This window comes from Neorhizobium petrolearium (assembly GCF_017873175.1).
Classification (GTDB): Bacteria; Pseudomonadota; Alphaproteobacteria; order Rhizobiales; family Rhizobiaceae; genus Neorhizobium; species Neorhizobium petrolearium.
In genome coordinates, this window is sequence record NZ_JAGGJW010000001.1 from 775,281 (window position 1) to 796,487 (window position 21,207).

At 61.7% G+C, this 21,207-nt stretch carries 24 protein-coding genes; 12 read left to right on the forward strand and 12 right to left on the reverse strand.

The window, feature by feature from the left end; genetic code table 11:
• Entirely contained in the window at positions 1 to 486 is a 486-nt protein-coding gene (locus J2046_RS03890; protein WP_210049661.1) for a MarR family winged helix-turn-helix transcriptional regulator, read from the reverse strand.
• A gap of 50 nt (positions 487 to 536) precedes the next feature.
• Between J2046_RS03890 and J2046_RS03895 the strand changes: the two genes are divergently transcribed.
• The 4 genes from J2046_RS03895 to J2046_RS03910 all read left to right on the forward strand — a co-directional run bounded on the left by J2046_RS03895 (position 537) and on the right by J2046_RS03910 (position 3,046).
• Entirely contained in the window at positions 537 to 1,298 is a 762-nt protein-coding gene (locus J2046_RS03895) for a DUF899 domain-containing protein (RefSeq protein ID WP_210049663.1), read from the forward strand.
• A gap of 44 nt (positions 1,299 to 1,342) precedes the next feature.
• On the forward strand, positions 1,343 to 1,813 hold the full coding sequence (locus J2046_RS03900; RefSeq protein ID WP_210049768.1) for a DUF1579 domain-containing protein: 471 nt from the start codon (positions 1,343 to 1,345) through the stop codon (positions 1,811 to 1,813).
• A gap of 39 nt (positions 1,814 to 1,852) precedes the next feature.
• A complete protein-coding gene (locus J2046_RS03905) occupies positions 1,853 to 2,662 on the forward strand; it encodes a VOC family protein (protein ID WP_210049665.1) in 810 nt (269 codons plus the stop codon).
• Between the two features lie 81 nt (positions 2,663 to 2,743).
• Positions 2,744 to 3,046 (forward strand): alkylphosphonate utilization protein, encoded by a 303-nt coding sequence (locus J2046_RS03910; protein ID WP_210049667.1) that lies wholly within the window; start codon positions 2,744 to 2,746, stop codon positions 3,044 to 3,046.
• A 111-nt stretch (positions 3,047 to 3,157) separates the two neighbouring features.
• On the opposite strand, the gene J2046_RS03915 is transcribed toward J2046_RS03910, so the two are convergent.
• The gene (locus J2046_RS03915; protein WP_210049669.1) at positions 3,158 to 4,702 is read right to left on the reverse strand and encodes a helicase HerA-like C-terminal domain-containing protein; all 1,545 of its coding nucleotides are present in this window, start codon (positions 4,700 to 4,702) and stop codon (positions 3,158 to 3,160) included.
• A 244-nt stretch (positions 4,703 to 4,946) separates the two neighbouring features.
• Between J2046_RS03915 and J2046_RS03920 the strand changes: the two genes are divergently transcribed.
• The 3 genes from J2046_RS03920 (at position 4,947) to J2046_RS34110 (ending at position 8,152) form a co-directional block, all read left to right on the forward strand.
• Positions 4,947 to 5,336 (forward strand): hypothetical protein, encoded by a 390-nt coding sequence (locus J2046_RS03920; protein WP_037157802.1) that lies wholly within the window; start codon positions 4,947 to 4,949, stop codon positions 5,334 to 5,336.
• Positions 5,337 to 5,562: 226 nt separating this feature from the next.
• Positions 5,563 to 6,609, forward strand: coding sequence for a magnesium/cobalt transporter CorA (corA, locus tag J2046_RS03925; RefSeq protein WP_210049671.1), 1,047 nt, complete (start codon positions 5,563 to 5,565; stop codon positions 6,607 to 6,609).
• A 151-nt stretch (positions 6,610 to 6,760) separates the two neighbouring features.
• Entirely contained in the window at positions 6,761 to 8,152 is a 1,392-nt protein-coding gene (locus J2046_RS34110) for a calcium-binding protein (RefSeq protein WP_210049673.1), read from the forward strand.
• A gap of 56 nt (positions 8,153 to 8,208) precedes the next feature.
• Here J2046_RS34110 and J2046_RS03935 read toward each other — a convergent pair whose 3' ends face one another.
• The 4 genes from J2046_RS03935 to J2046_RS03950 all read right to left on the reverse strand — a co-directional run bounded on the left by J2046_RS03935 (position 8,209) and on the right by J2046_RS03950 (position 12,916).
• Positions 8,209 to 9,507, reverse strand: a complete 1,299-nt coding sequence (locus J2046_RS03935; protein ID WP_210049675.1) for an alpha/beta hydrolase — start codon at positions 9,505 to 9,507, stop codon at positions 8,209 to 8,211.
• A gap of 190 nt (positions 9,508 to 9,697) precedes the next feature.
• Positions 9,698 to 10,525: an aldo/keto reductase gene (locus J2046_RS03940; RefSeq protein WP_210049677.1), complete on the reverse strand. Its 828-nt coding sequence runs from the start codon at positions 10,523 to 10,525 to the stop codon at positions 9,698 to 9,700.
• A 138-nt stretch (positions 10,526 to 10,663) separates the two neighbouring features.
• Positions 10,664 to 11,701 carry an aldo/keto reductase gene (locus J2046_RS03945; RefSeq protein WP_210049679.1) on the reverse strand — a complete coding sequence of 346 codons (1,038 nt, stop codon included), beginning with the start codon at positions 11,699 to 11,701 and terminating at the stop codon, positions 10,664 to 10,666.
• Between the two features lie 24 nt (positions 11,702 to 11,725).
• The gene (locus J2046_RS03950) at positions 11,726 to 12,916 is read right to left on the reverse strand and encodes an MFS transporter (RefSeq protein ID WP_210049681.1); all 1,191 of its coding nucleotides are present in this window, start codon (positions 12,914 to 12,916) and stop codon (positions 11,726 to 11,728) included.
• Positions 12,917 to 13,225: 309 nt separating this feature from the next.
• On the opposite strand from J2046_RS03950, the gene J2046_RS03955 reads away from it, so the two are divergent.
• Complete coding sequence (locus tag J2046_RS03955) at positions 13,226 to 14,119, forward strand: LysR family transcriptional regulator (RefSeq protein ID WP_037157781.1); 894 nt, start codon at positions 13,226 to 13,228, stop codon at positions 14,117 to 14,119.
• Between the two features lie 85 nt (positions 14,120 to 14,204).
• A complete protein-coding gene (locus J2046_RS03960; protein ID WP_210049683.1) occupies positions 14,205 to 14,540 on the forward strand; it encodes a hypothetical protein in 336 nt (111 codons plus the stop codon).
• 21 nt (positions 14,541 to 14,561) lie between these two features.
• On the opposite strand, the gene J2046_RS03965 is transcribed toward J2046_RS03960, so the two are convergent.
• Together J2046_RS03965 and J2046_RS03970 are read right to left on the reverse strand one after the other, a co-directional pair.
• On the reverse strand, positions 14,562 to 15,221 hold the full coding sequence (locus J2046_RS03965; RefSeq protein ID WP_210049685.1) for a glutathione S-transferase family protein: 660 nt from the start codon (positions 15,219 to 15,221) through the stop codon (positions 14,562 to 14,564).
• A gap of 108 nt (positions 15,222 to 15,329) precedes the next feature.
• Positions 15,330 to 16,052: a gamma-glutamylcyclotransferase gene (locus J2046_RS03970; protein WP_210049687.1), complete on the reverse strand. Its 723-nt coding sequence runs from the start codon at positions 16,050 to 16,052 to the stop codon at positions 15,330 to 15,332.
• Between the two features lie 184 nt (positions 16,053 to 16,236).
• Between J2046_RS03970 and J2046_RS34305 the strand changes: the two genes are divergently transcribed.
• Positions 16,237 to 16,386 carry a hypothetical protein gene (locus J2046_RS34305; RefSeq protein ID WP_411828452.1) on the forward strand — a complete coding sequence of 50 codons (150 nt, stop codon included), beginning with the start codon at positions 16,237 to 16,239 and terminating at the stop codon, positions 16,384 to 16,386.
• 191 nt (positions 16,387 to 16,577) lie between these two features.
• On the opposite strand, the gene J2046_RS03980 is transcribed toward J2046_RS34305, so the two are convergent.
• Together J2046_RS03980 and tam are read right to left on the reverse strand one after the other, a co-directional pair.
• Positions 16,578 to 17,087: an AAA family ATPase gene (locus J2046_RS03980; protein WP_210049689.1), complete on the reverse strand. Its 510-nt coding sequence runs from the start codon at positions 17,085 to 17,087 to the stop codon at positions 16,578 to 16,580.
• A gap of 34 nt (positions 17,088 to 17,121) precedes the next feature.
• The gene (tam, locus tag J2046_RS03985) at positions 17,122 to 17,892 is read right to left on the reverse strand and encodes a trans-aconitate 2-methyltransferase (protein WP_210049691.1); all 771 of its coding nucleotides are present in this window, start codon (positions 17,890 to 17,892) and stop codon (positions 17,122 to 17,124) included.
• Positions 17,893 to 18,080: 188 nt separating this feature from the next.
• Here tam and J2046_RS03990 point away from each other — a divergent pair, with 188 nt between their 5' ends.
• Positions 18,081 to 18,968 (forward strand): branched-chain amino acid aminotransferase, encoded by an 888-nt coding sequence (locus J2046_RS03990; RefSeq protein WP_210049693.1) that lies wholly within the window; start codon positions 18,081 to 18,083, stop codon positions 18,966 to 18,968.
• A gap of 158 nt (positions 18,969 to 19,126) precedes the next feature.
• Here the strand turns inward: J2046_RS03990 and J2046_RS03995 are convergent, their stop codons facing one another.
• Positions 19,127 to 19,870, reverse strand: coding sequence for a sulfite exporter TauE/SafE family protein (locus J2046_RS03995; protein WP_210049770.1), 744 nt, complete (start codon positions 19,868 to 19,870; stop codon positions 19,127 to 19,129).
• A 92-nt stretch (positions 19,871 to 19,962) separates the two neighbouring features.
• Positions 19,963 to 20,286 (reverse strand): hypothetical protein, encoded by a 324-nt coding sequence (locus J2046_RS04000; RefSeq protein WP_210049694.1) that lies wholly within the window; start codon positions 20,284 to 20,286, stop codon positions 19,963 to 19,965.
• Positions 20,287 to 20,457: 171 nt separating this feature from the next.
• Between J2046_RS04000 and J2046_RS04005 the strand changes: the two genes are divergently transcribed.
• Positions 20,458 to 21,060 carry a superoxide dismutase gene (locus tag J2046_RS04005; RefSeq protein WP_210049696.1) on the forward strand — a complete coding sequence of 201 codons (603 nt, stop codon included), beginning with the start codon at positions 20,458 to 20,460 and terminating at the stop codon, positions 21,058 to 21,060.
• The last annotated feature ends 147 nt before the right edge of the window (positions 21,061 to 21,207 follow it).

A 21,207-nucleotide genomic window follows, 5' to 3' on the forward strand; every position in this document is an offset into this window, starting at 1 on the left:
CTACCTGATCCCGTTCAGCGTCTTTCTCAGCCGGTTCGGCTCGTCGTCGCCGAAGCTCTTGTTAAGCTCGGCGTCGATCTCGGCATGCACGCGCGTCCAGATCGGCAATGCGGCGGAAAGCATGGTCATCCCGTCATTCGTCAGCCGCAAAAGCTTGCCGCGCCGGTCCTTCGGATCGGTTCCGGTCTCTATGAGGCCGCGCCGTTCGAGCACCTTCAACGCTGCCGTCAGGGTCGTGCGGTCCATCGCGAGCACGTTTGCGACCTGGCTCATGGTCGCCGGCTCCGGCCGGTTCAGCGCCATCATCATCGAAAACTGCCCGTTGGTGAGGCCGATCGGCTTCATTGCATTGTCGAAACGGCGCGCCAGGGCACGCGCCGCCCGCTGCACGTGAAGGCAAAGGCACGTATCGCGAACATGCAGTGTCGTCGAAAAAGGGATGGCTTCGATGGTGGACGAGGCCGGATGAGTCGGGTTTGACAGCATGGAATTATTATGTTGATATCAACGTACCATGTCAAGCAAGGGAGGCCATGATGGACGTCACCGTTTCGCCGAAGAATTCGCCAGAAAACGCGGTTGTATCTCGCGAGGAATGGCTGGAGGCGCGTCGCAAGCTTCTGGCGATGGAGAAAGAGGAGACCCATCTGCGCGACAAGGTGCGCGCCGAACGCCAGGCGCTACCCTGGGTGAAGATGGACAAGGACTACGTCTTTGATACGCCGACGGGCAAGAAGACGCTGGCCGAACTTTTCGACGGTCGCAGCCAGTTGGTCATCTATCATTTCATGCTCGGTCCGGAATGGGATGCCGGCTGCCCCGGGTGTTCTTTCCTGTCGGATCATATCGACGGAACGCTGCCGCACTTGAACAATCATGATGTTACCTTTGTCGCGGTCGCCCGCGCGCCGCTCGACAAGATCGAGGCCTACAAGAAGCGGATGGGTTGGAAATTTCCCTGGGTTTCGTCCTTCGGTTCGGATTTCAATTTCGATTTCCACGTCTCCTTCACCAGGGAGGATCTGGCAAAGGACAAGGTCTTCTACAATTTCTCCGCCATCCCCCCGGAACAGGCGCATGACGAGCTGCCGGGCCTTTCGGCTTTCTACAAGAACGAGAAAGGCGAGGTGTTCCACACCTATTCGAGCTATGCCCGCGGCGGCGAGGAGATGATCGGTACGCTGATGATCCTGGATCGCGCGCCGCTCGGCCGCAACGAGAGCTCGACGATGAATTTCGTCAAGCGCCACGATGAGTATGAACAGAAGCCGGAGGCGGGTTCATCCTGTTGCCATTAAGCTGGCTCATCATCGGCCATCATGAAGGAGGAGCGATAATGGAAATGGAATTGGCCAAGCCGCAGGCCGAACATGGCTTTCTTGAAAGGATGGTTGGCATCTGGGAAGTCAGCTCGCCGGACATGGGCACCGACGAGAAGTGGGTGGAAGTGGTTCGTTCGCTGCACGGCATCTGGTTCGTCGCCGAGGGCAACGGCAACATGCCGCAAGGCGGAGGAGCCGCCACCACCATGCTCACTCTCGGCTACGATCCGGCCAAGGGCAAATATGTCGGAAGCTGGATCGGCTCTATGATGGCTTATTTGTGGGTCTACGAGGGCGAGGTTTCCGCCGACGGCACGACGCTCAGCCTCTACACGACCGGTCCCGATTTCGCGGAACCGGGCAAGACCGGCGAATATCGCGAGCAGATCATCTTCAAGGATGATGATCACCGCATCTTCAATTCCAGCGCCAAGCAGCCGGACGGCACCTGGAAGCAGTTCATGGAAGCGCAATATACGCGCAAGCGCTGAGCTTGCCTGCGTCGAACCTATCTCACGGAGGAAACAATCATGTTGCAGACCGCTTCAGGGTCTCGTTCCGAGACCCATGGCAAGTTCATCTGGTGTGAGTTGATGACGCCCGACACCGATGCCGCCGGCAAGTTCTATTCGTCGGTGGTCGGCTGGAAGGTGAAAGACGCAAGCATGCCGGGCATGTCCTATTTCCTGTTCGAAATGGGGGAGGGCGATAATTGCCCCGGCATCGGCGGCATGATGAATTTCCCGCCGGAGCTAGAAGGCAAGATCCCCCCGAACTGGACCGGCTACGTCGCAATCGACGACGTCGACCGGACGGCGAAGGATTTTGCAGAAAATGGCGGTCGCGTGCAGCGCGAGCCGGAGGATATTCCGGGCATTGGCCGTTTCGCTGTCGTCGCCGATCCGCATGGGGCGGTCATCTGCATCATGACGCCGTTGCCAATGGAAAGCCCGCCGCAGGAATTGGCGCCGGAAGCGGTCGGCAATGTCGGGTGGCGCGAACTCTATGCCGGCAACGGCCAGGAAGCCTTCGACTTCTATTCAAAGATGTTCGGCTGGACGCTCGATCACGACTTCGACATGGGGCCGATGGGCGTCTACAAGATCTTCTCCCACAACGGCCGTCCGGTCGGCGGCATGATGACCAAGCCGGCCGACATGCCGATGGCCTGCTGGAGCTATTACTTCAATGTCGAGGCGATCGATGTGGCGATCGGACGCGTCACCGCCGGTGGTGGCAAGATCGTCAACGGCCCGATGGAGGTTCCCGGCGGCAGCTGGATCGTCAATTGTGTTGATCCCCAAGGGGCCTATTTCTCGCTCGTCGCGCCGAAGCGGTAAATGCCGCAGGGCTTGTGCGGCTCTCCCGGCTCCTGTAAGCGGGCAGCCATTCAACCGGTTTTGGCTTCAGGAGAGACGCCCATGGCAGGCGATGACGACGAATACGTCTATGACGAGGTGACGGGCGAATGGCGCCCGGCTTCGGAAATGGCTGCCGCCGCCCAGGCGGCCGCCGAGGTCCGCGACGCATCCGGAAACGTCCTGAAGGACGGCGATTCCGTCACCCTCATCAAGGACCTGAAGGTCAAGGGCGCAAATCAGACCCTGAAGCAGGGTACGGTCATCCGGTCGATTCGGCTGACGGAAAACCCCGAAGAGATCGACTGCCGCCACGACACGATCAAGGGTCTCGTGCTGCGCACGGAATTCGTCCGCAAGCGGTGAGAGCCGCTCGAATTCCTGACTGATCTGAGACGCAATCCATCTCTACCCCTCACTGCCCGGCAGGGCAGAGAGGGGTGAGTTGCCTTGCACCTTGCGTGAGTCTCAGCCCACCTACCGCTTCAAGCTTCCGAGAATGCCGCGCACCAGCGCCCGGCCGACCTGGGTCGCGACCGTGCGCGCGACGCTCTTCATCGCCGCTTCGACGACCGTTTCGCGCTGATATCCCGAACGGCGCGGCTTCGTGGTGCCCCGATTGTCGTCGTCGGTGCCGAAGCCCGGCAGCGTCCAGCCCGAGCCTGCGGATGCTTCGGACGCCTCCTGCGCCTTCTTGGCGGCGGCATCGGCCGCCGCCTTGGCGCGGGCGGCGAGCATCTCAAATGCGGATTCGCGGTCCACATCCTCGTCATAAAGGCCGAGCACGGGGCTCTTGTCCATGATGGCCGCCCGTTCCTGGTCGGTGACGGGGCCGATGCGGCTAGATGGCGGGCGGACGAGCGTGCGTTCCACAATCGAAGGTGCGCCCTTGCCTTCGAGTGTCGAGACCAGCGCCTCGCCGGTACCGAGATTGGTGATCGCGGTAGCGCAGTCGAAGGCGGGGTTGGGGCGGAACGTATCGGCCGCCGTCTTCACCGCCTTCTGCTCGCGCGGCGTATAGGCGCGCAGCGCGTGCTGCACGCGGTTGCCGAGTTGGGCGAGTACCGTTTCCGGGACGTCGAGTGGGTTCTGGGTGACGAAATAGACGCCGACCCCCTTGGATCGGATAAGCCGGACGACCTGCTCGACCCGCTCGGTCAGCACTTTCGGCGCGTCGTCGAAAAGCAGATGCGCCTCGTCGAAGAAGAAGACGAGCTTCGGCTTGTCGGGGTCGCCCACTTCCGGCAGTTCCTCGAAGAGTTCGGAGAGCAGCCAGAGCAGGAAGGTGGCGTAGAGGCGCGGGTTCATCATCAGCTTGTCGGCGGCGAGCACCGAAATCTGCCCGTAGCCGCTGTTCGGATGGGTGCGCATGATGTCGGAGATCTTCAGCGCCGGCTCGCCGAAGAAATGCTCGGCACCCTGCTGTTCCAGCACGAGCAGCGCGCGCTGGATCGAGGCGACCGAGGTCTTCGAAATCAGCCCGAACTGGCTGGAAAGCTCGTTGGCGTTCTCGGCCATGTAGTTGAGCAGCGCAGTGAAATCCTTGAGATCGAGCAGCGGCAGCCCGGCCTCGTCGGCGATCTTGAAGGCGATGTTGATGACGCCTTCCTGCGGCTCGGAGGCGTCCATCAGCCTTGAGAGGAGCAGCGGCCCCATCTCGGCGATCGTGGTGCGCACCCGGTGGCCCTTTTCGCCGAAGAGGTCCCAGAAAATCACGGGAAACTGCTCGAATTCATAGTCGGTAAGGCCGATCTGTTCGGCGCGCTTCAAGAGAAAATCCTTCGGCTCTCCCTTCATCGCGATGCCGGAAAGGTCGCCCTTGATGTCGGCGGCGAAGACGGGCACGCCGGCTTTTGAAAAGCCTTCCGCCAGGATCTGCAGGCTCACCGTCTTGCCGGTGCCGGTGGCCCCGGTGACGAGGCCGTGGCGGTTGCCGAACTTCAGTTCCAGATATTCAGCCTTGTTGAGTGAATCGTCCGGATTGCGGCTGCCGCCGATGAAGAGCTTTCCCGTGTCGTCCATGCGGTTCCATCTCCTGCCATGTCGTGCGGCATTCCGTCCCGTCCGGCTGCGCCGCTTGCATCCGTCCATCGTAATACTCTTGTAATGCCCTTATAAGGATAGAGCTGAACGGCAACAACGTCTCCGGCGTTGATTCTGCCGTGAAAACTGAAAAGTCCGGGCCTGTGCCTGGCTCATGTCCGGCTTGAGTTTGCTGGATGGTTGCTTTACGTTGACGTTAACGTAAAAAATAGAGGATAGAGCGATGAACGAACTGGTCTCCCGTGTTGCCGAGAATGTCGGAATTACTCCGGATGTCGCTGAAAAGGCGATCGGCATGATGCTCGGTTTCCTGCAGCGGGAAGCCGATGACGGCGCCGTCGCCCGGATGATCGAGGCGATTCCCGGCGCACCGGAACTGGTGGCCCAGTTCAACGGCGAAGGTGAGGGAAGCGGCGGCCTGCTCGGCGGGCTGATGGCTAGCTTCGGCGGCGGTGTCATGGCGCTCGGCCAGCAGCTGATGAGCCAGGGGCTCGGCATGGGCGAGATCACCGCGCTTGCCAAGGAGACGATCGCGGTTGCCCGCGAACATGCCGGCGACGAGGTGGTCGATACGGTCGTCGCGTCGGTTCCGGGCCTGTCGCAGTTCGTCTGAGGCAGAGACGCGGCCACGACAGAAAAGCCATTGACTTTTGGCCTGTTGAGGCACATTTCAACGGCGAAGCGGCACCCGTCCGGGTGTCGCTCTTTCAAAGGACAAACGAGATGAACCCCGACAGTCGAAGTTCGACGTCAACATACCGATCTGTCTCTTCGGGGCTCTGATCCTTCTTTTCAAGGATACGCGCTCCTGAGGGACCGATGGTCCGAAAGGAGCCGCTATGCTGCGTATCCACGCCTATGACCTCGATCGTCTTGTGCCGATTGCGTCCGATCTGCCGGTTGCAGTGCCGGCGCCGGTTGCGGACGGTGCGCTGGCCGTTTCCGCCCTGCCTGCGGAAGTTCCGCCGGCCGTTGTCTGGTACGACCTGATCAATCCCACGCCCGAAGAGGAACGCACGGTCGGCGAGACCCTCGGCCTCGCTGTGCCGAGTATCGACGAGATGGAGGATATCGAGCTTTCCGCTCGTCTTTACCAGGAGGACGGCGCCGAGTTCATGACCATGACGGTGCTGACCAGGCCGGATGCCGGCACGCCGCGCAAGGTGCCGGTCACCTTCATCGTCAAGGGTCAGGTTCTCGTCACCGTGCGTCACGCCGAACCGCGCCCGTTCGATGCTTTCCTCGCCCGTGCCCGCAAGCCGAACGGGGCAGGGCTGCATTCTGCGAGCGGCGAACTCATCATGACGGGGCTGGTCGAAGCGATCATCGACCGCATGGCCGATACGCTGGAACGGCTCGGCACCGAAATCGACCAGATCTCGCAGAGCATCTTCAGCGCCAAGGCGGCGAAGGCCGACAAGAAGACGCGCGACCTGCAGGAACTGATCCGCGAAGTCGGCCAGAAGGGCGAGTTCATCACCGTCGTGCGGGAAAGCCTTGTCAGCGTCAGCCGAGTGGTGGCCTATTACGCAGCACTCGACGGCGTCGACCGCAAGCTCTCGAAGGAATTGCGCCAGCGCCTGAAGCTGCTGCAGCGGGACGCGACCTCGCTCGGTGACCATTCCGCCTTCCTGTCGGGCAAGATCAATTTCCTGCTGGATGCGACGCTGGGGCTGATCAACCTGGAGCAGAACCAGATCATCAAGATATTCTCCGTGGCAGCGGTGGTATTCCTGCCGCCGACGCTGGTCGCTTCGGTCTACGGCATGAACTTCGCCTACCAGCCGGAACTGCAATGGCATTACGGTTATCCGGCGGCGATCGGCCTGATGATCGTCTCGATGATCATGCCCTATGTCTATTTCAAGCGGAAAGGGTGGCTCTGACGAAAGTGGCCGGCAGGTAAGCTGGTAACGGTTGGGGCAGGCGGAGATCATCCACCCCTCGAACCGAGGCTTGATCGGCTTGCGCGCCGGCCTATTTCACCTCCTGGCTGGGATGTCTGCAGACCCTTTTCCCTGATCATGGAGGAATACGATGCCTACCTTGAGCAATGGCAGCGAGCTTGAGATATGGGAAGACAGTGAGAACCAGAGCCCGGACGCGATCCTTTTCAACATAACGGAAACCGATGGCGACGTGCTCGGGCCGATAGGCGCGCGCACGGATTATCCTTTTGGGTGGGTCGACCTGGCTTCGGTCGATGTCTTCGACGGCTTCTTTACCGTCACGACCTTTACCAACGACGGCAGGACCGAGCTTTTCACGACGCTGGAAACATTCGTTTTTGACAACGAAGGCAACTTTATCCGCGCCCTGTCCGCCCAGGCCGCCTATCTCTCGACCGAGATCATTTCAGTCATGGCCGTCGATCCAGACGACATCACTGTGACCTGGCTCGGCGCCAACGAATATTACGGCGGGCAGAACACTCAGTACGGCCAGCACCAGATCATCCTGGAAAACGGCGTGATTGAACCCGATACGTTCATCAACCATGTGCCGACCGTCAGCGATCTCGACTTCACCCTTTTGCCGGGAGAATCCCTGGTCGATGTCCGGTTCAGTGCCTCGGATATCGATTACGACCTTTTGAGCTTCATTGTGGTTGACGGCCCGGATCACGGCCTGCTGGGACAGGAGACGCAATATGACGCTGGCTATTACCCCTTTCCGCAGGGCAGTTACGGGGGCAGCCTGCACCATCACCAAGATTATCTGAGCGGCAATATTTTCGACTATACCCCCGTTCCAGGCTTCATCGGAACCGACACGTTTACCGTTTACGCCACCGACGGCCAGGGCAACAGCAATCTGGCGACCATCAGCATCACGGTCGAACCGCCGCCGGAAGAGATCACGCTCACCGAGGCGAGAGACGTCGTCAGCTACAGTGCCGAGGATCATCCAATGCTTGTCGCTGCATTGGGCGGCAACGACCGGATCACCGGCAGCCGGTTCGGCGATCTGCTCGATGGCGGGATGGGTGATGACCATCTGCGCGGCGGCGTGGGCGATGACGAGATCATCGGCGGCGCGGGAAGGGACAGCCTCCACGGAGGCGCCGGCGACGATGTTCTGTCCGGCGGAGCCGGCCGCGACACCCTTGCAGGCGGGGACGGCGGCGACACCTTCCTGTTCGACCTCCTCGGTCGGGCGAATTCCGATAAAATAACGGACTTCTCCTCCACGAACGATCTCATCCAGCTCGATAGCTGGGCTTTCGCTGGCCTTGCGCCCGGCGCGCTGGATACGGACGCCTTTGCGCAGGGCAGGGCCGCCGTGGAGGAAGATGACCGGATCATCTACGATGACTGCTCCGGCCGTCTGATGTTCGATGCGGACGGTTCCGGTGACGCGGCAGCGGTGATTTTTGCGACCGTGGACCACGGCACCCTGCTTGTCGCTGACGACTTCTATATCGTCTAGCATGGCTCACGAGCGGTCTTCGGCATGTCGGCAACCGCTCGTGAATTCGCCTATTCCTACTTGCCCGCCACCTGTGGCTCGAAATCCATGACGAACCGGCACGGTTCGTTGTTGTAGCGGCTGCTGGCCGCCTTGCAGCCGTCTGCGATCGACGTGCGGGTGGGCTTCTTGCCTTTCTCGGTCCATTCCACCCTGGTGGCGAAGATCGCCGCATATTGCGGCGTCGAGAGCTTGCTATGCTGGTTTTCGTCGGTGAAGGTCTGGACCAGCAGATCGGCATTGCCGGCCTTCGCGACGGTCTCGCGATATTGCGCTTCCAGCCCCACGAAGGCTGTCGGGTCGTCCATGGCGTGCATGGAAATCGTCGGCGCGACGATCATGCCGGTGAGGTCGGCATCGTAGGCGAGCAGCCGCCGGGCTTTGGCATCGGCGCTGAACCGCTCGACGCCCTTGTTGAGAGCCGCATCGTCATCGGAGCCGGAATAGACCGTCTTCGAATTGTCGAATGGGTTCTGCCCGTCGAGCCGTCGCCAGACGATGTCCTGGAAGAGATTGGTAGACCAGGCGAGATGCCCGACGAGACTGCGCTCCGGTACCTTGGTGACGGCGAGGATGTTGGCGAGGTTTTTTGCCTGCTCCGGCGAGCGCTTGTCTTTGGCGAGCGAGACGCCGGTGCATTCGTCGACGCGCTTTTCGAGTTCCGCACGAGCCATTTTTCCGTCTTCTGGGAGACCTTGCCAGACGGGGTACTGAGCCTCTCCGGGGCGCGGATGGTTCCTGCAGTAATATTGGTAGACGGCGCGAAGATCAGCACGGAAGCCATAGGAGCCGGTGCCGCCGCCAAGCACGCCGCTGGTCAGCACTACGCCGTCGTAATTCGTCTTGCCGTTCGCATCGAGCGCATAGAGTTCGGCGGTCTTGGCGGCGACATTGCCGCCCCAGGACTGGCCGTGCAACAGGGTCAGCCGCGGCTCGCCGAGCAGCTTCTCGGCAACCTTGCGCACGTTGTCGGTGTCCTCAGCCGCCATCCGCACGCCATAGCCCGGCCGGCGATAGTTGGAGCCAGCCCAGGCATAACCTTCCTCAACGGTTACGGCGAAACGCTCGAGATCCTCGACGGGATCGTCCGGCTTCGGCTTGGCGGTGCGCGGCCCGCCATGCGAATGGACGACGAGAATGCCGTTCCAGTTCTGAGGCCTGGCGATCCAGTAGAAGGCGCCGTTCTCATCGGCGCCCGCGAAGCACACCGTTCCTTTCGGAAGCGAAGCCGGGCATTCCTTCTTCTCCTGCGCGGACACAGGCACGGACATGACGGCGGCAAACGCCACCGAAGCCATTAGCATCTTGAAATACATGGAAAGTTTCCTCCTACTCCACGGTTGGAACTTATGCGGCGGGCGGAGAGGGAGGCAATCGCTGTATTGAGCAACATTGCAGGTCGAGAGTGATTCCGCACCCGCGAATGTTTCGTATTCTTCCCAACGGAGTGTACGGATGGGTGGTTTTTCACCCATCCTTTTTTTGATGATCGTCAAATCGGGAGGTCTAGTTATCCCACGTCGGCGCGAGGTGTCCCGGATTGACGATGCGGCCGTTTGGCTTCGCAAGGCCGTGGATCGCCTCCAACTCGTCGAGCGACAGCGCGAAATCGAAGACGTCGAAGTTTTCCGGCAGGCGGGAAACGGTCGCGGTCTTGGAAAGCGCCACGACGTCCTTCTGCTGGATCGCCCACCGGAGCACGACTTGTGCGGCCGTCTTGCCATGTCTGGCGCCGATCTCCTTCAAAAGCGGGTCGCTCGGCACCTTGCCGTCGGCCATCAGGTAATAGGCGGTTACCGACATGCCGTGCTTGCGGGCTTCGGCCAGGACCTTGGTCTGGTCGAGATAGGGATGGTATTCCACCTGGTTGGTGGCGAGCGGCGCGTCGGAAAGCTTGACGGCCTCCGCCATCAGGGCGGTCGAGAAGTTGGAAACGCCAATATTCTTCACCTTGCCGGCCTTCACGAGTTCGTTCAATGCGCCGATCCGGTCGGCAAGCGGCATCTCGCTCTGTGGCCAGTGGAGCAGCAGCAGGTTGACATGGTCTGTCTTCAGCTTCTTCAGGCTCTCGTCGACCGAAGCGATGAAAGCATCGTGGCCCACCCGGTCGACCCAGACCTTGGTGGTGAGGAAGATATCGGCGCGCGGAATGCCGGAATTGGCGAGCACCTCGCCGACGGCCGCTTCATTGCCGTAGATCTGCGCGGTATCGACATGGCGGAAGCCGAGCTTCAGGGCTTCGGGCAGCACGCGAGCCACGTCCGCGTCGGGCATGCGGAAGGTGCCGAAACCGAGGGCAGGGATATTGGCGCCGTTGGCGCTGACTGTGAACATGATGAACTCCTGTGGAACGCCCGGCGCGCGGCCGGGCAAATGAGGCCCTTACTAGATGGACCGATTCTTAGAGGGATCAACCTCCGTGTTTTGGTAGGGCAGGCGCCTATGGGATTGTCCTGATTTTTATGATGCCGGTCACCCGGCCATCGGCGGGTCGAGGCGGGCAAAGCCCTCCTGCCGGCGATAGGGGAAGTGCGGATAGGGAGCGGTGACGGCACTTGCGGCATCGAGCTTTTCGACCTGCTCCTTCGTCAGCGACCAGCCGACCGCACCCAGGTTCTGGCGAAGCTGTTCCTCGTTGCGGGCGCCGACGATGACGGAGGAGACGGTCGGTCGTCCGACGAGCCAGTTGATCGCCACCTGCGGCACGGTCTTTTCCGTTTCCGCGGCGACCTCTTCCAGCGCATCGACCACGCGGTAGAGCAGTTCGTCGTCGACCGGCGGGCCGAAGCTTGCGGTTTCGTGCAGCCGGCTTCCATCCGGGATGGGTTTGTTGCGGCTGATCTTGCCGGTCAGGCGCCCCCAGCCGAGCGGGCTCCAGACCAGCGCGCCAAGCCCCTGGTCGGCGCCGAGCGGCATCAGGTCCCATTCGTAGTCGCGGCCGACCAGCGAATAATAGACCTGGTTCGCCACATAGCGGGTCCAGCCGTGTTTTTCTGCGGCGGCGAGCGATTTCATGATCTGCCAGCCGGAGAAGTTGGAGACGCCGATATAGCGCAGCTTGCCGTCAGCGACGAGCCGGTCGAGGGTCGAAACTACTTCCTCCACCGGCGTGGAGGCATCGAAGGCATGGAGCTGGAAAATGTCGATATGGTCTGTGCCGAGCCGCTTCAGCGCGGCCTCGACGGAGCGGATCAGCCGGAGCCGCGAGGAGCCCCAGTCGTTCGGCCCGTCACCCGTCGGCAGGCTGGCCTTGGTGGAGATCAGCACGGCGTCGCGCCGGCCCTTGATGGCCTCGCCAAGCACTTCCTCCGAAGCGCCGTTCGAATAGACGTCCGCAGTGTCGAACAGGTTGACGCCGGCTTCGAGGCAGATGTCGACGAGGCGGCGGGCTTCCTCGTCATCCGTGGTTCCCCAGTGGCTGAAGAGCGGGCCGGAGCCGCCGAACGTGCCGGCTCCGAAACTGAGGACCGGCACCTTGAGGCCGGATGCGCCGAGATTGCGGTATTCCATGGTCGTGGTCCTTGTTTGAGGAGGCTATTCAGCCGGGCAGGCGAGGGCGGCGGCTTCCGCATTGCGCCGGTCGAGCCGGATCGCGAAAATCGCGACCGCGAGCGCCGCGAGCGGCACGAGGCCGGCGACGAAGGTGACCGCGCCGAGGCCGGGGCCGTGGTCGATCACGGCGCCGCCAAGCCAGGCGCCGATCGCGTTGCCGAGGTTGAATGCTGCAATGTTGAAGGAGGAGGCAAGACCCTGTCCGGCGCCTTCCGCCTTCTGCAGCACCCACATCTGCAGCGGTGCGACGGTGGCAAACGCCGCCGCGCCGAACAGGCCGATGGCGATGACGGCAAGAACCGGCTGGTGGATCGCGGCGGTCATGGCGAGAAGCACGGCCGAAAGCGCCAGCAGGCTGCCGATGACGGTCGGCAGGAGATGGCGGTCGGCGAGCCAGCCGCCCAGAAGATTGCCCACCACCAGCCCGCCGCCGAAGACGAGCAGGATGGGCGAGACGGCAGCTTCGGAAAAGCCGGTGATCTCGGTCAGGATCGGGGCGACATAGGTGAAGCCCGCGAAAACGCCGACCCATGAGAGCACGGTGGTCAGCAGGCCGAGCAGCACCGCGCGGCGGCCGAGCACGGCGGCGACGCCCTGCGAAGCCTCCTCTTGATCGCCGGTTGCTGCCTTGTCTCTCGGCACGAGGGCCGCGATGACGGCAAGCGCGACGATGCCGATCAGCGTGACGGCGAAGAAGGTGGAGCGCCAGCCATAGGCTTGGCCGAGCCAGGTGCCGAAGGGCACGCCGAGAATATTGGCAACCGTCAGGCCGGTGAACATCACGGCGATGGCAGACGCTTTTTTGTTGGGTGCGACAAGGCTGGTAGCGACCACCGAGCCGACACCGAAGAAGGAGGCATGCGCAAAGGCGGTGAGAACGCGGGCGGCCATCAGCGTCCAGTAGTCGGGCGCGAGCGCACAGGCGAGATTGCCGATGGTGAAGACCCCCATCAGGCTCATGAGCAGCGTCTTCTTCGACCATTTGCCGGCGATCGCGCCAAGCAGCGGCGCACCGATGACGACGCCGAGCGCATAACCGGAGATGAGCAGGCCGGCTGCCGAGATCGACACGCCGAGATCGGCGCTGACCTCCAGAAGCAGGCCCATGATGACGAATTCCGTGACGCCGATCCCGAAGGCGCCGGCTGTCAGGGCATAAAGAGCAAGTGGCATGGTGCGGTCCCCTTGGTTGGGAATGATCCTTGGGAGAAAGGATGAATTGATGCGGCGCAATATCGGCGTGCAGCACTTGCCTGTGTAGCTGCATAAGCGGATAATCATTTGTGAAATGAAGTCATAAATTGACGAGCGTGGCTGTGGATTTTGCCCCTCACCCTCACCCTTTCCCCGCACGCGGGGAGAGGGGACTGAGAGCTTGCGGCTTGCGTCCTTCTCCCCGTCAGAAGGGGAGGTGGCGGCAGCCGGATGAGGGGCATTCCATGAGGCAAGGCGACCAAGTAGCGTTCTTTGGAGGCGAAAACGATGGACAACCGTGCCGGTGAAATGGAAGTCTTCGTGCTCGCGGCTGAGCTCAAGAGCTTTTCCGCGGCGGGGCGGAAGCTGAAACTCTCGCCGTCGGCGGTGAGCAAGCTCGTCACGCGGCTGGAAAACCGGCTCGGCACGCGCCTCGTCGTCCGCTCCACCCGGCTCCTTCAGCTCACTCCCGAGGGCGAGACCTATCTCGCCCGCGCACAGCGCATCCTGGCCGAAATCGCCGATACGGAGGAAGTCGTGTCCGGGGGAGGGCGCATGCTGCCGCGCGGACCGCTGTCGATCAACGCCTCGGTCGGTTTCGGCGAGCGCTACATCCTGCCGCTGGCGGGTGAGTTCCAGCGGCTTTTCCCGGATGTGCAGCTCGATATCACGCTCACGGACGACATCGTCGATCTCATCCGCGAGCGTGTCGATATCGCCATCCGCCATGGGCAACTCAGGGATTCATCCCTGATGGCGCGAAAGCTCGGCGAAAGCCGGCAGGTGGTCATGGCCTCGCCGGAATACCTGGAAAGACATGGGCTCCCGAAGACGCCGGACGAGCTCATCCATCACAACTGCATCAATTTCAACTTCAGAAGAGCGGTCGAAGGCTGGCCGTTTCGTGACCCGCAAACGGGACGGCGCGACATCCTTCCCGTCTCGGGAAATCTGAAGGCGAGCAGCGGCTCGATCATCCGCCAGTTCTGCCTGGACGGGCTCGGCATCGGCCGCGTCGGGCGCTTCCATGTGGAGCCGGATATCGCGGCAGGCCGTCTCGTGCCGGTTCTGGAGGATTTCAATCCAGAGGATATCGAGCAGATCCACGCCGTTTACGCCGGTCATGAGCATCTGGCGGTGCGCATCCGCGCCTATATCGATTTTCTGGCCGCACGACTTTGACGACAAAGTGTGTCGTCATTGCCGCATTCGTGCCACGGTTTAGCCGATTTTCTTCGGGAATCCGATGGGACAGGAGATTCTCACCATGTCCGAACAATTGAAAGAGGTTCTGGCCCGCATCCGGGCGGAGGTAAGCGCCGGCTCGTCGGAACGTCCGCATCTCAGTGTGCCCATGGAGGACCTGCGTCTGCTGATCCAGAGCTTTGAAATTCTCCATTCCGAACGGGAGCAGTTGCGTCGCAAGATGGATCAGCACGCCGATGTCATGGAGGCGGTTACCGTCTTCATCGAGGCCTATCGCGACAAGTACAAGAACTACGGCAGCGGCGGCGTGCGCCCGAGCGCGGTCCTGCGCCGTGAAGTCTGGAGAATCTGGGCGGCGATGAACGGCCACGTGGTTGTGGCCGACAGCGATTTCTGATCCCCGTTTTCTCGGTTTCCCTTAATCCCGGTCGGGCGCGCCGAGCGGAAAGAGTGGGCGGTAGGGTCGCGCCTCGTCCACCGCGCGGGCGAACGAGGGTCGCGCCAGCAGCCGGCTGCGATAGGCTCGCACATTGGCAAAGCGCTCGGCGATTTCGTGCGACCAGTCGGCGTAGAAGAGCGACGGCGCTGCGGCGCAATCGGCCAGGCTGAAATCGTCGCCCGCCGCCCACTCGCGGTTTGCCATACGCTGGTCGAGCCAGCCATAGGCTGCGTCCAGCATGTTGCGCGCCTCTTCCACGCCGTAGGGATCGCGTTTGTCTTCCGGTCGCAGCACGTTGAAGACGATCCTCTGCTGCGGCGTGGAAATATAGTTGTCGAAGAAGCGGTCGAGCATTCGCACTTCAATTGCCTGATCCGGGTCGTCGGGAATGAGTTTCATCGGCCCTGGATAATGCACCTGCAGATATTCGATGATGATCGTCGCCTCGAAGACCGGCTTGCCCTTGTCCATCAGCATGGGGAAACGCTTGACCGGCCATAGCGTGCACAGTTCCTCATAGGCGTCCGGGTCTTCCGGCCCCAGCATGCGGGTGTCGAATTCGGTGCCGTTCTCATAAAGGGCGGTCAGCACCTTCTGGCAATAGGACGAAAAAGGGTGCGAATAGAGGATCGGACGCATGACGGCCTCCCAGACCGATTGCAAAACGAAATCGGTTGATGGATATCGCAACTGCTCTGGCTTTGCAACCGGTTTATGCGGATCGTGCTTGGTCCGGTTCCGATCCCTTCAAGCCTCTGCGCCAACCGCCTCCCGCGCATAAATCGCCCGTATTTCCCTGGCCACGAGCTCCTGCAGCCGCCAGAGATTGCGGTCGCGGATGCCGAATTCCGCAAGATGCACGACGGTGTTATAGAGATATTCGGCGCAGGAGCCGCGATGTCCGCAGGCGCGCGCAAGGACCGGCGCCACGTCGTGGAGTGGCAAAAGCGGGCGGATGATCCGCCGGCTTGTTCCGCCGGCCCAGAAGACCAGCGCGCGGATCGTTTCGCCGCCTTGCGTCCTCACCGGCATCCAGCGCATCGAGCCGAGGCCTTCACGGTTGCTGACCTCGCGACGCAGCGCTTTTTCCATCTGGATGCGCTTCTCCTCCTCGGCGACCTGATAGATCACTCCCTCGCAGCGTCCGCCGCGCGACAGCATCATCATCAGGCCGGGCTGGTCGGGCGTGCCGCGACCGCGCTCGATCCGCAGCGAGAAAGAACGATGCCAGCCATGGAGGGTCGCGCGCTGGCACGCGACCGAATCGAAACCGGGTTTCCAGATCAGTGATCCGTAGGCGAAGATCCACAGGGGCCTGTCGCCGAGCGCTTCGGTAAACTGATCCGCCAGCGAGGCGTAATCCGCGTCATTGAATGGTTCCCAGGTCGGCGGCGGGCCGGGATCGGCCTCCTCGCGGAAACAGAGATCGACCAGCTCCTGCGTGAGCGACATGACGTGGTTTTTCGGCATGGTTCTGAGCGGTTTTCCGGGCAGTGCGACGAAAAATATCGAAGCCGGAGAGTGCAGGCGAGCCTTGTCCAAGTCAATCCGTTTTGCTGCACCGCCGAATATTGTCGTCCGCCTTGCCATAAAATGGTCACGGAATGTCTCAGGCTGAAAGACAGTTTGAGGGGATCATGACGGAGACAGGATCATGGAAACGATGACCGATGCCGGCGTGGACCTTGTGCGGGTAAAGCACAAGCAACTCGACCTCGATGGCGGCCATTGGCTGCTCGAAACCAGCCTGAATGAGGTGGCCCCGTTCATTCGAGGCTTCCTCGGCCGGGTCCATGCGGCTTGAAACGAGGAGGGATGCAAACGGATGCGTTGGCTTTTTATTGCGGTACTGGGAATCCTGATCGGCTGCGTCCTGAGCATTATCTGGATGAATGACAGCAACTGGCCACAGGGTGACAGTCGCGTTGGAGGGCCTTCACCGCAAGATCCGCTTGTCGCCCCGCCGCCGCCCAACCCGTAGAAGGTGCGACTGAGCTATTTCCGCCTGAGTTCGAGCTTCAGGACCAACTCGGTGACCAGCTCATCGACGCTCGCTGTCGCGGTATCGATCCCGAGAGGACGTTCGCCCCAATCTTCGTAGGTCCTGTCGGTGATCTGCTGCCATGTGGGTTTGATCAGCCCCGGAACGTCAGTCGCACGGGTTTCTGCGCGGCGGCGATGCTCCATCCTGTCCGAGCAGGTCACCTCGATCTCGACGGCCGGCACGCTCGATCGCTCCGCAACTGCAAGCCAGGCTTCCCGGGTGATCTGCAGGCCATTGACGGAATCCGCGATGACTGTCTGACCGAGGGTGAGATTGTCCTCGGCGATCCCGTAGGCGACCATGTAACCTGCCGGACCAACCTCGGAATTCGGGCCTCCGGAAGCCCGAACATTCTGCTCGATCGTATCGACCCGCACATGCACTGCGCCAATCCGCCGTGCAAGTGCGCGTGCGAGCGTCGTTTTCCCCACCCCCGGCAATCCGCCCAGAATAACGAGCATGCGACATGTCCCTTTTTTGAGATCGGAGCGATCCTCAGGCCTTCACTGCGATGACGAAGAAGCGCGGGAAGCGCAGGAGCACCCGTCCGTCGGCCATCGGCGGATAGGCCTTGGCGATGCGCGCCGTATAATCGGCAATGAAGGCTTCGGCATTTTCCCGTCCCGCCGCGTCGAGATACGGCCTCAATCCCGTGGCCTTGACCCATTCGACGATCGCCGACGCATTGGCGAGCGCGTGGTAGTAGACCGTGTGCCAGACGTCCACGCGGGCGGCCTTCGGCATCAGCGCGTCGAAATAGGCGGCGGGCGAGGGAAGAAGCGGACGCCGCACCCTGCCGCCTTCGAAGGCCGGAGCCCAGGAGCCGGCAGCTCCCGTTTCCTCCATCAGCAAATGGCTGGGTTCGGAACGATTGTCCGGCATCTGCACCGCCAGCACTCCGCCGGGTTTCAGATGATCCATCAGGCGGGCAAGAACCGCGAGATGGTCCGGCACCCACTGGAAGACGGCATTGGCGTAGAGCAGGTCGGCCTGCTGGTCGGGTGTCCAGGTATTGAGATCGGCTTTTGTGAATTCGGTGCCGGGCAGGCGCTTTCTCGCTGCAGCGAGCATGTTGTCGTCGCTGTCGAGGCCGGTGACGTTCGCCGCGCCGAAGCGCTCCACCAGCAGTTCGGTGGAGTTTCCGGGCCCGCAGCCGAGATCATAAGCTTTCGTCGCTAAGGCAAGCGGCACCTGCGCGATAAGGTCGCGGGCCGGGCGGGTCCGCTCATCCTCGAATTTCACATATTGCTCCGCCGACCATGCCATCTAGAACACCCTCTTCTGGATTTCACCGCGTGGAAAATGCCACTCCTCCGGTCCGGTCTCCATGGATAAAAACATCAATTTTTGTGATGACTCATTTCATATTATCGCTTGACCTTGGCGCGGCGGCGGGCCTTCACTCACCGCGCAATTTTGAAGCGCCGCAGTCTGGAATATCCAAGGAGACCGAAATGCCTGTCAACACAGCCGCCCGCACCACCACTTGGACTTTCGTGGATGGCGAATGGCTGGAGGGAAATCCGAAGCTCGTCGGCCCAACCTCGCACGCCATGTGGCTCGGCTCGACGGTCTTCGACGGCGCCCGCTGGTTCGACGGCATCGCGCCCGACCTCGACCTTCATTGCCAGCGCATCAACCGGTCGGCGAAGAACATGGGCCTGACCCCGGTGATGAAGGCGGAAGAGATCGAGACGCTCGCTTGGGAAGGCGTTGCGAAATTCGACGGCAAGACGGCGATCTACATCAAGCCGATGTATTGGGCCGAACACGGCATGCCCTTCAGCGTCGTGGCCGCCGATCCGGAATCCACCCGCTTCGCGCTCTGCATGTTCGAGGCGCCGATGCACACCGCCAAGCCCTCCTCGCTCACCGTTTCGCCCTATCGCCGCCCCAATCCGGAAGTGGCGATGACCGGCGCCAAGACCGGCAGCCTTTATCCGAACAGCGGCCGCATGATCCTCGAAGCGCGTAACCGCGGCTTTGACAACGCGCTCGCTCGCGACATGAACGGCAATGTCGCCGAGACCGCCTCTTCGAACATCTTCATGGTCAAGGACGGCGTGGTCATGACGCCGGTTGCCAACGGCACGTTCCTCGCCGGCATCACCCGTTCGCGGGTCATCGGCCTGTTGCGCCAGTCGGGCTTCGACGTGCGCGAGATGACGCTGACCGTGGATGATTTCATGGATGCCGACGAGATATTCACGTCCGGCAACTATTCGAAGATCGTGCCGATCAACCGTTTCGAGGAGCGCCAGCTCCAGGAAGGCCCGGTCGCCCGCAAGGCCCTGGAAATCTACATGGATTGGGCGCGCTCCAAGACCGGCGACGACGCCTGAGATTTTGAGAGGGCTGCGGTTGTTCCAAAACAGGTCGTCGTCTTCCTCGGCATCATCCGGTCCGCCGAGGCTTTTGCCGCCGTAGAGAATGCGGGCAATTGTGACCGTGTGCTCTTCGACGCGGAAGGCGACGGTCACTCCCGTCCCCCGGTCCATCCTCAAACAAACCGCACCGCGGCGGTGCCGATGATGATCATCGAGACGGCGATCATCAAGGGCCTGACGGGTAATCTGCGGACGACCATTGCGCCGATCGGGGCAGCCAGGATGCCGCCGGCGACCAATCCCAGGGCCGGCGCAAGCTCGCTCCAGCCGAGCGCCAGGATGAAGGTCGCCGAAATCGCCATGGTCACGGCGAATTCGGTGAGGTTGGTGGAGCCGATCACCTTTTTCGGGTCGTGGCCGCGGCCGAGCAGGCTGCTCGTCACGATCGGTCCCCAACCGCCGCCACCCATGGCGTCCAGGAGCCCGCCTGCGCCGCCGATATAGGGCACGATCCAGTCGTGCACGTCGCGCGGGAATTGCGGGCGGAAGGCCTTGTAGAGGATGAAGAAACCGATGGCGATCAGATAGACCGAGACGAAGGGTTCGATCGCCTTGCCGTCGATATTGGCGAGCACATAGGCGCCGATTGCTCCGCCGATCATGCCGGCGGGCGCCAGCCTGAGGACGAGCCGCCAGTCGACATTGCGGTGGTAGAGATGCGAAAGTCCCGAGGCCGCGGTCGTGAAGCATTCGGCGACATGCGTCATGGCGCTGGCCATCGAAGGGACGACGCCGATCGTCAGCAGACTGGTCGTCGTCAGCACGCCGAAGGCCATGCCGAGCGCTCCGTCAATGATCTGGGCCAGGAAACCGATGACGACGAAGATGAGGAAGTCGGATGGCAGGAAATCGAACATCGGCTCCTCGAACTGGCTTGCCTCCAGCCCGATTGTAATTCCCCATTCTTCCAAAAGTTCCAGAACGGGAGTCGCCTCAGGCGTTCGGGCTTCTATTTTCCTGTCTTCACCATCAGTCTGTCGCCCGGGATCTCGCCGCCGATCTCGGCCTTTTTCGTCTTCTTGTCGAAGACGCAGATGGCGCTGATCGTCATCTTCGCGCCGACCGCCTTGCCGGAAACGACGGCAAGCCCGTAGCTCTCGCTGCCGAAAGGATCGACCAGCGCCTCGCCCTTCTCGATGAGACCCTTTGCCGCCGAAACGCAGGCCTTGTCCACCTCCGTCCGGAATTCGGACCAGGCGTCGTCAGACGAGGCATGGACGGCAGTGGCGCCGACCGAGATCAGGATGGCGGCAAGGGCGGATCGGGTCTTCATGAAAAGGCTCCATAGGGGTGAATCGGCCCGTTTCTTGTATGCCGAAAATTCAGCGAGGTCTTGTCCCTGCGGGCTTGATTTTTGGCAACATCACCGTTGCCTCTTGGCCGCTCCGCTCCTATGTTCCGCCTCGACCCTTGTTCAAGGTGTTTGCTGAAAAGGAGTAAGACAATGGCCTTCGAACTTCCTGAACTCCCCTACGATTACGAAGCACTTTCGCCCTACATGTCGAAGGAAACGCTGGAATTCCATCACGACAAGCACCACAAGGCTTATGTCGACACGGGCAACAAGCTCGCCGCAGAAGCAGGCCTCGGCGACCTGTCGGTCGAGGAAGTCGTGAAGAAGTCCTTCGGCACCCATCAGACCCTCTTCAACAATGCCGCCCAGCACTACAACCACATCCATTTCTGGAAGTGGATGAAGAAGGGCGGCGGCGGCACCTCGCTGCCGGGCAAGTTGCAGGCGGCGATCGACAGCGATCTCGGCGGCTACGACAAGTTCAAGGCGGATTTCATCGCCGCCGGCACGACCCAGTTCGGCTCCGGCTGGGCCTGGGTTTCGGTGAAAGACGGCAAGCTCGTCATCTCCAAGACCCCGAACGGTGAAAACCCGCTGGTGCACGGCGCCGACCCGATCCTCGGCGTCGATGTCTGGGAGCATTCCTACTACATCGACTACCGCAATGCCCGTCCGAAATATCTCGAAGCCTTCGTCGACAGCCTGATCAACTGGGATTACGTGCTCGAACGCTACGAAGCCGCGACGAAGTAAACGGCGGCCATCGCTGATCTTCACAGCACCCGGCACCGCAAGGTGTCGGGTGTTTTTGTTTGTGCGCCCAGCATGGGCGCACTCTTGTGGGTGGAAGTCCCACCGTAAGCTGGTCATGACGAGCGAAGTGAAGCGCAACTGCGCAAG

Coding starts and splice junctions, on each gene's coding strand:
- J2046_RS03935 (WP_210049675.1), bottom strand. CDS start 9,507: ATGTATTTCAAGATGCTAATGGCTTCGGTGGCGTTTGCCGCCGTCATG.
- J2046_RS03945 (WP_210049679.1), bottom strand. CDS start 11,701: ATGGAATACCGCAATCTCGGCGCATCCGGCCTCAAGGTGCCGGTCCTC.
- J2046_RS04000 (WP_210049694.1), bottom strand. CDS start 20,286: ATGAAGACCCGATCCGCCCTTGCCGCCATCCTGATCTCGGTCGGCGCC.
- J2046_RS03905 (WP_210049665.1), top strand. CDS start 1,853: ATGTTGCAGACCGCTTCAGGGTCTCGTTCCGAGACCCATGGCAAGTTC.
- J2046_RS03995 (WP_210049770.1), bottom strand. CDS start 19,870: ATGTTCGATTTCCTGCCATCCGACTTCCTCATCTTCGTCGTCATCGGT.
- J2046_RS03960 (WP_210049683.1), top strand. CDS start 14,205: ATGTCCGAACAATTGAAAGAGGTTCTGGCCCGCATCCGGGCGGAGGTA.
- J2046_RS34110 (WP_210049673.1), top strand. CDS start 6,761: ATGCCTACCTTGAGCAATGGCAGCGAGCTTGAGATATGGGAAGACAGT.
- J2046_RS03990 (WP_210049693.1), top strand. CDS start 18,081: ATGCCTGTCAACACAGCCGCCCGCACCACCACTTGGACTTTCGTGGAT.
- J2046_RS04005 (WP_210049696.1), top strand. CDS start 20,458: ATGGCCTTCGAACTTCCTGAACTCCCCTACGATTACGAAGCACTTTCG.
- J2046_RS03970 (WP_210049687.1), bottom strand. CDS start 16,052: ATGCCGAAAAACCACGTCATGTCGCTCACGCAGGAGCTGGTCGATCTC.
- J2046_RS03980 (WP_210049689.1), bottom strand. CDS start 17,087: ATGCTCGTTATTCTGGGCGGATTGCCGGGGGTGGGGAAAACGACGCTC.
- corA (WP_210049671.1), top strand. CDS start 5,563: ATGCTGCGTATCCACGCCTATGACCTCGATCGTCTTGTGCCGATTGCG.
- J2046_RS03920 (WP_037157802.1), top strand. CDS start 4,947: ATGAACGAACTGGTCTCCCGTGTTGCCGAGAATGTCGGAATTACTCCG.
- J2046_RS03940 (WP_210049677.1), bottom strand. CDS start 10,525: ATGTTCACAGTCAGCGCCAACGGCGCCAATATCCCTGCCCTCGGTTTC.
- J2046_RS03910 (WP_210049667.1), top strand. CDS start 2,744: ATGGCAGGCGATGACGACGAATACGTCTATGACGAGGTGACGGGCGAA.
- tam (WP_210049691.1), bottom strand. CDS start 17,892: ATGGCATGGTCGGCGGAGCAATATGTGAAATTCGAGGATGAGCGGACC.
- J2046_RS03900 (WP_210049768.1), top strand. CDS start 1,343: ATGGAATTGGCCAAGCCGCAGGCCGAACATGGCTTTCTTGAAAGGATG.
- J2046_RS03895 (WP_210049663.1), top strand. CDS start 537: ATGGACGTCACCGTTTCGCCGAAGAATTCGCCAGAAAACGCGGTTGTA.
- J2046_RS03915 (WP_210049669.1), bottom strand. CDS start 4,702: ATGGACGACACGGGAAAGCTCTTCATCGGCGGCAGCCGCAATCCGGAC.
- J2046_RS03890 (WP_210049661.1), bottom strand. CDS start 486: ATGCTGTCAAACCCGACTCATCCGGCCTCGTCCACCATCGAAGCCATC.
- J2046_RS03950 (WP_210049681.1), bottom strand. CDS start 12,916: ATGCCACTTGCTCTTTATGCCCTGACAGCCGGCGCCTTCGGGATCGGC.
- J2046_RS03965 (WP_210049685.1), bottom strand. CDS start 15,221: ATGCGTCCGATCCTCTATTCGCACCCTTTTTCGTCCTATTGCCAGAAG.
- J2046_RS03955 (WP_037157781.1), top strand. CDS start 13,226: ATGGACAACCGTGCCGGTGAAATGGAAGTCTTCGTGCTCGCGGCTGAG.
- J2046_RS34305 (WP_411828452.1), top strand. CDS start 16,237: ATGGAAACGATGACCGATGCCGGCGTGGACCTTGTGCGGGTAAAGCAC.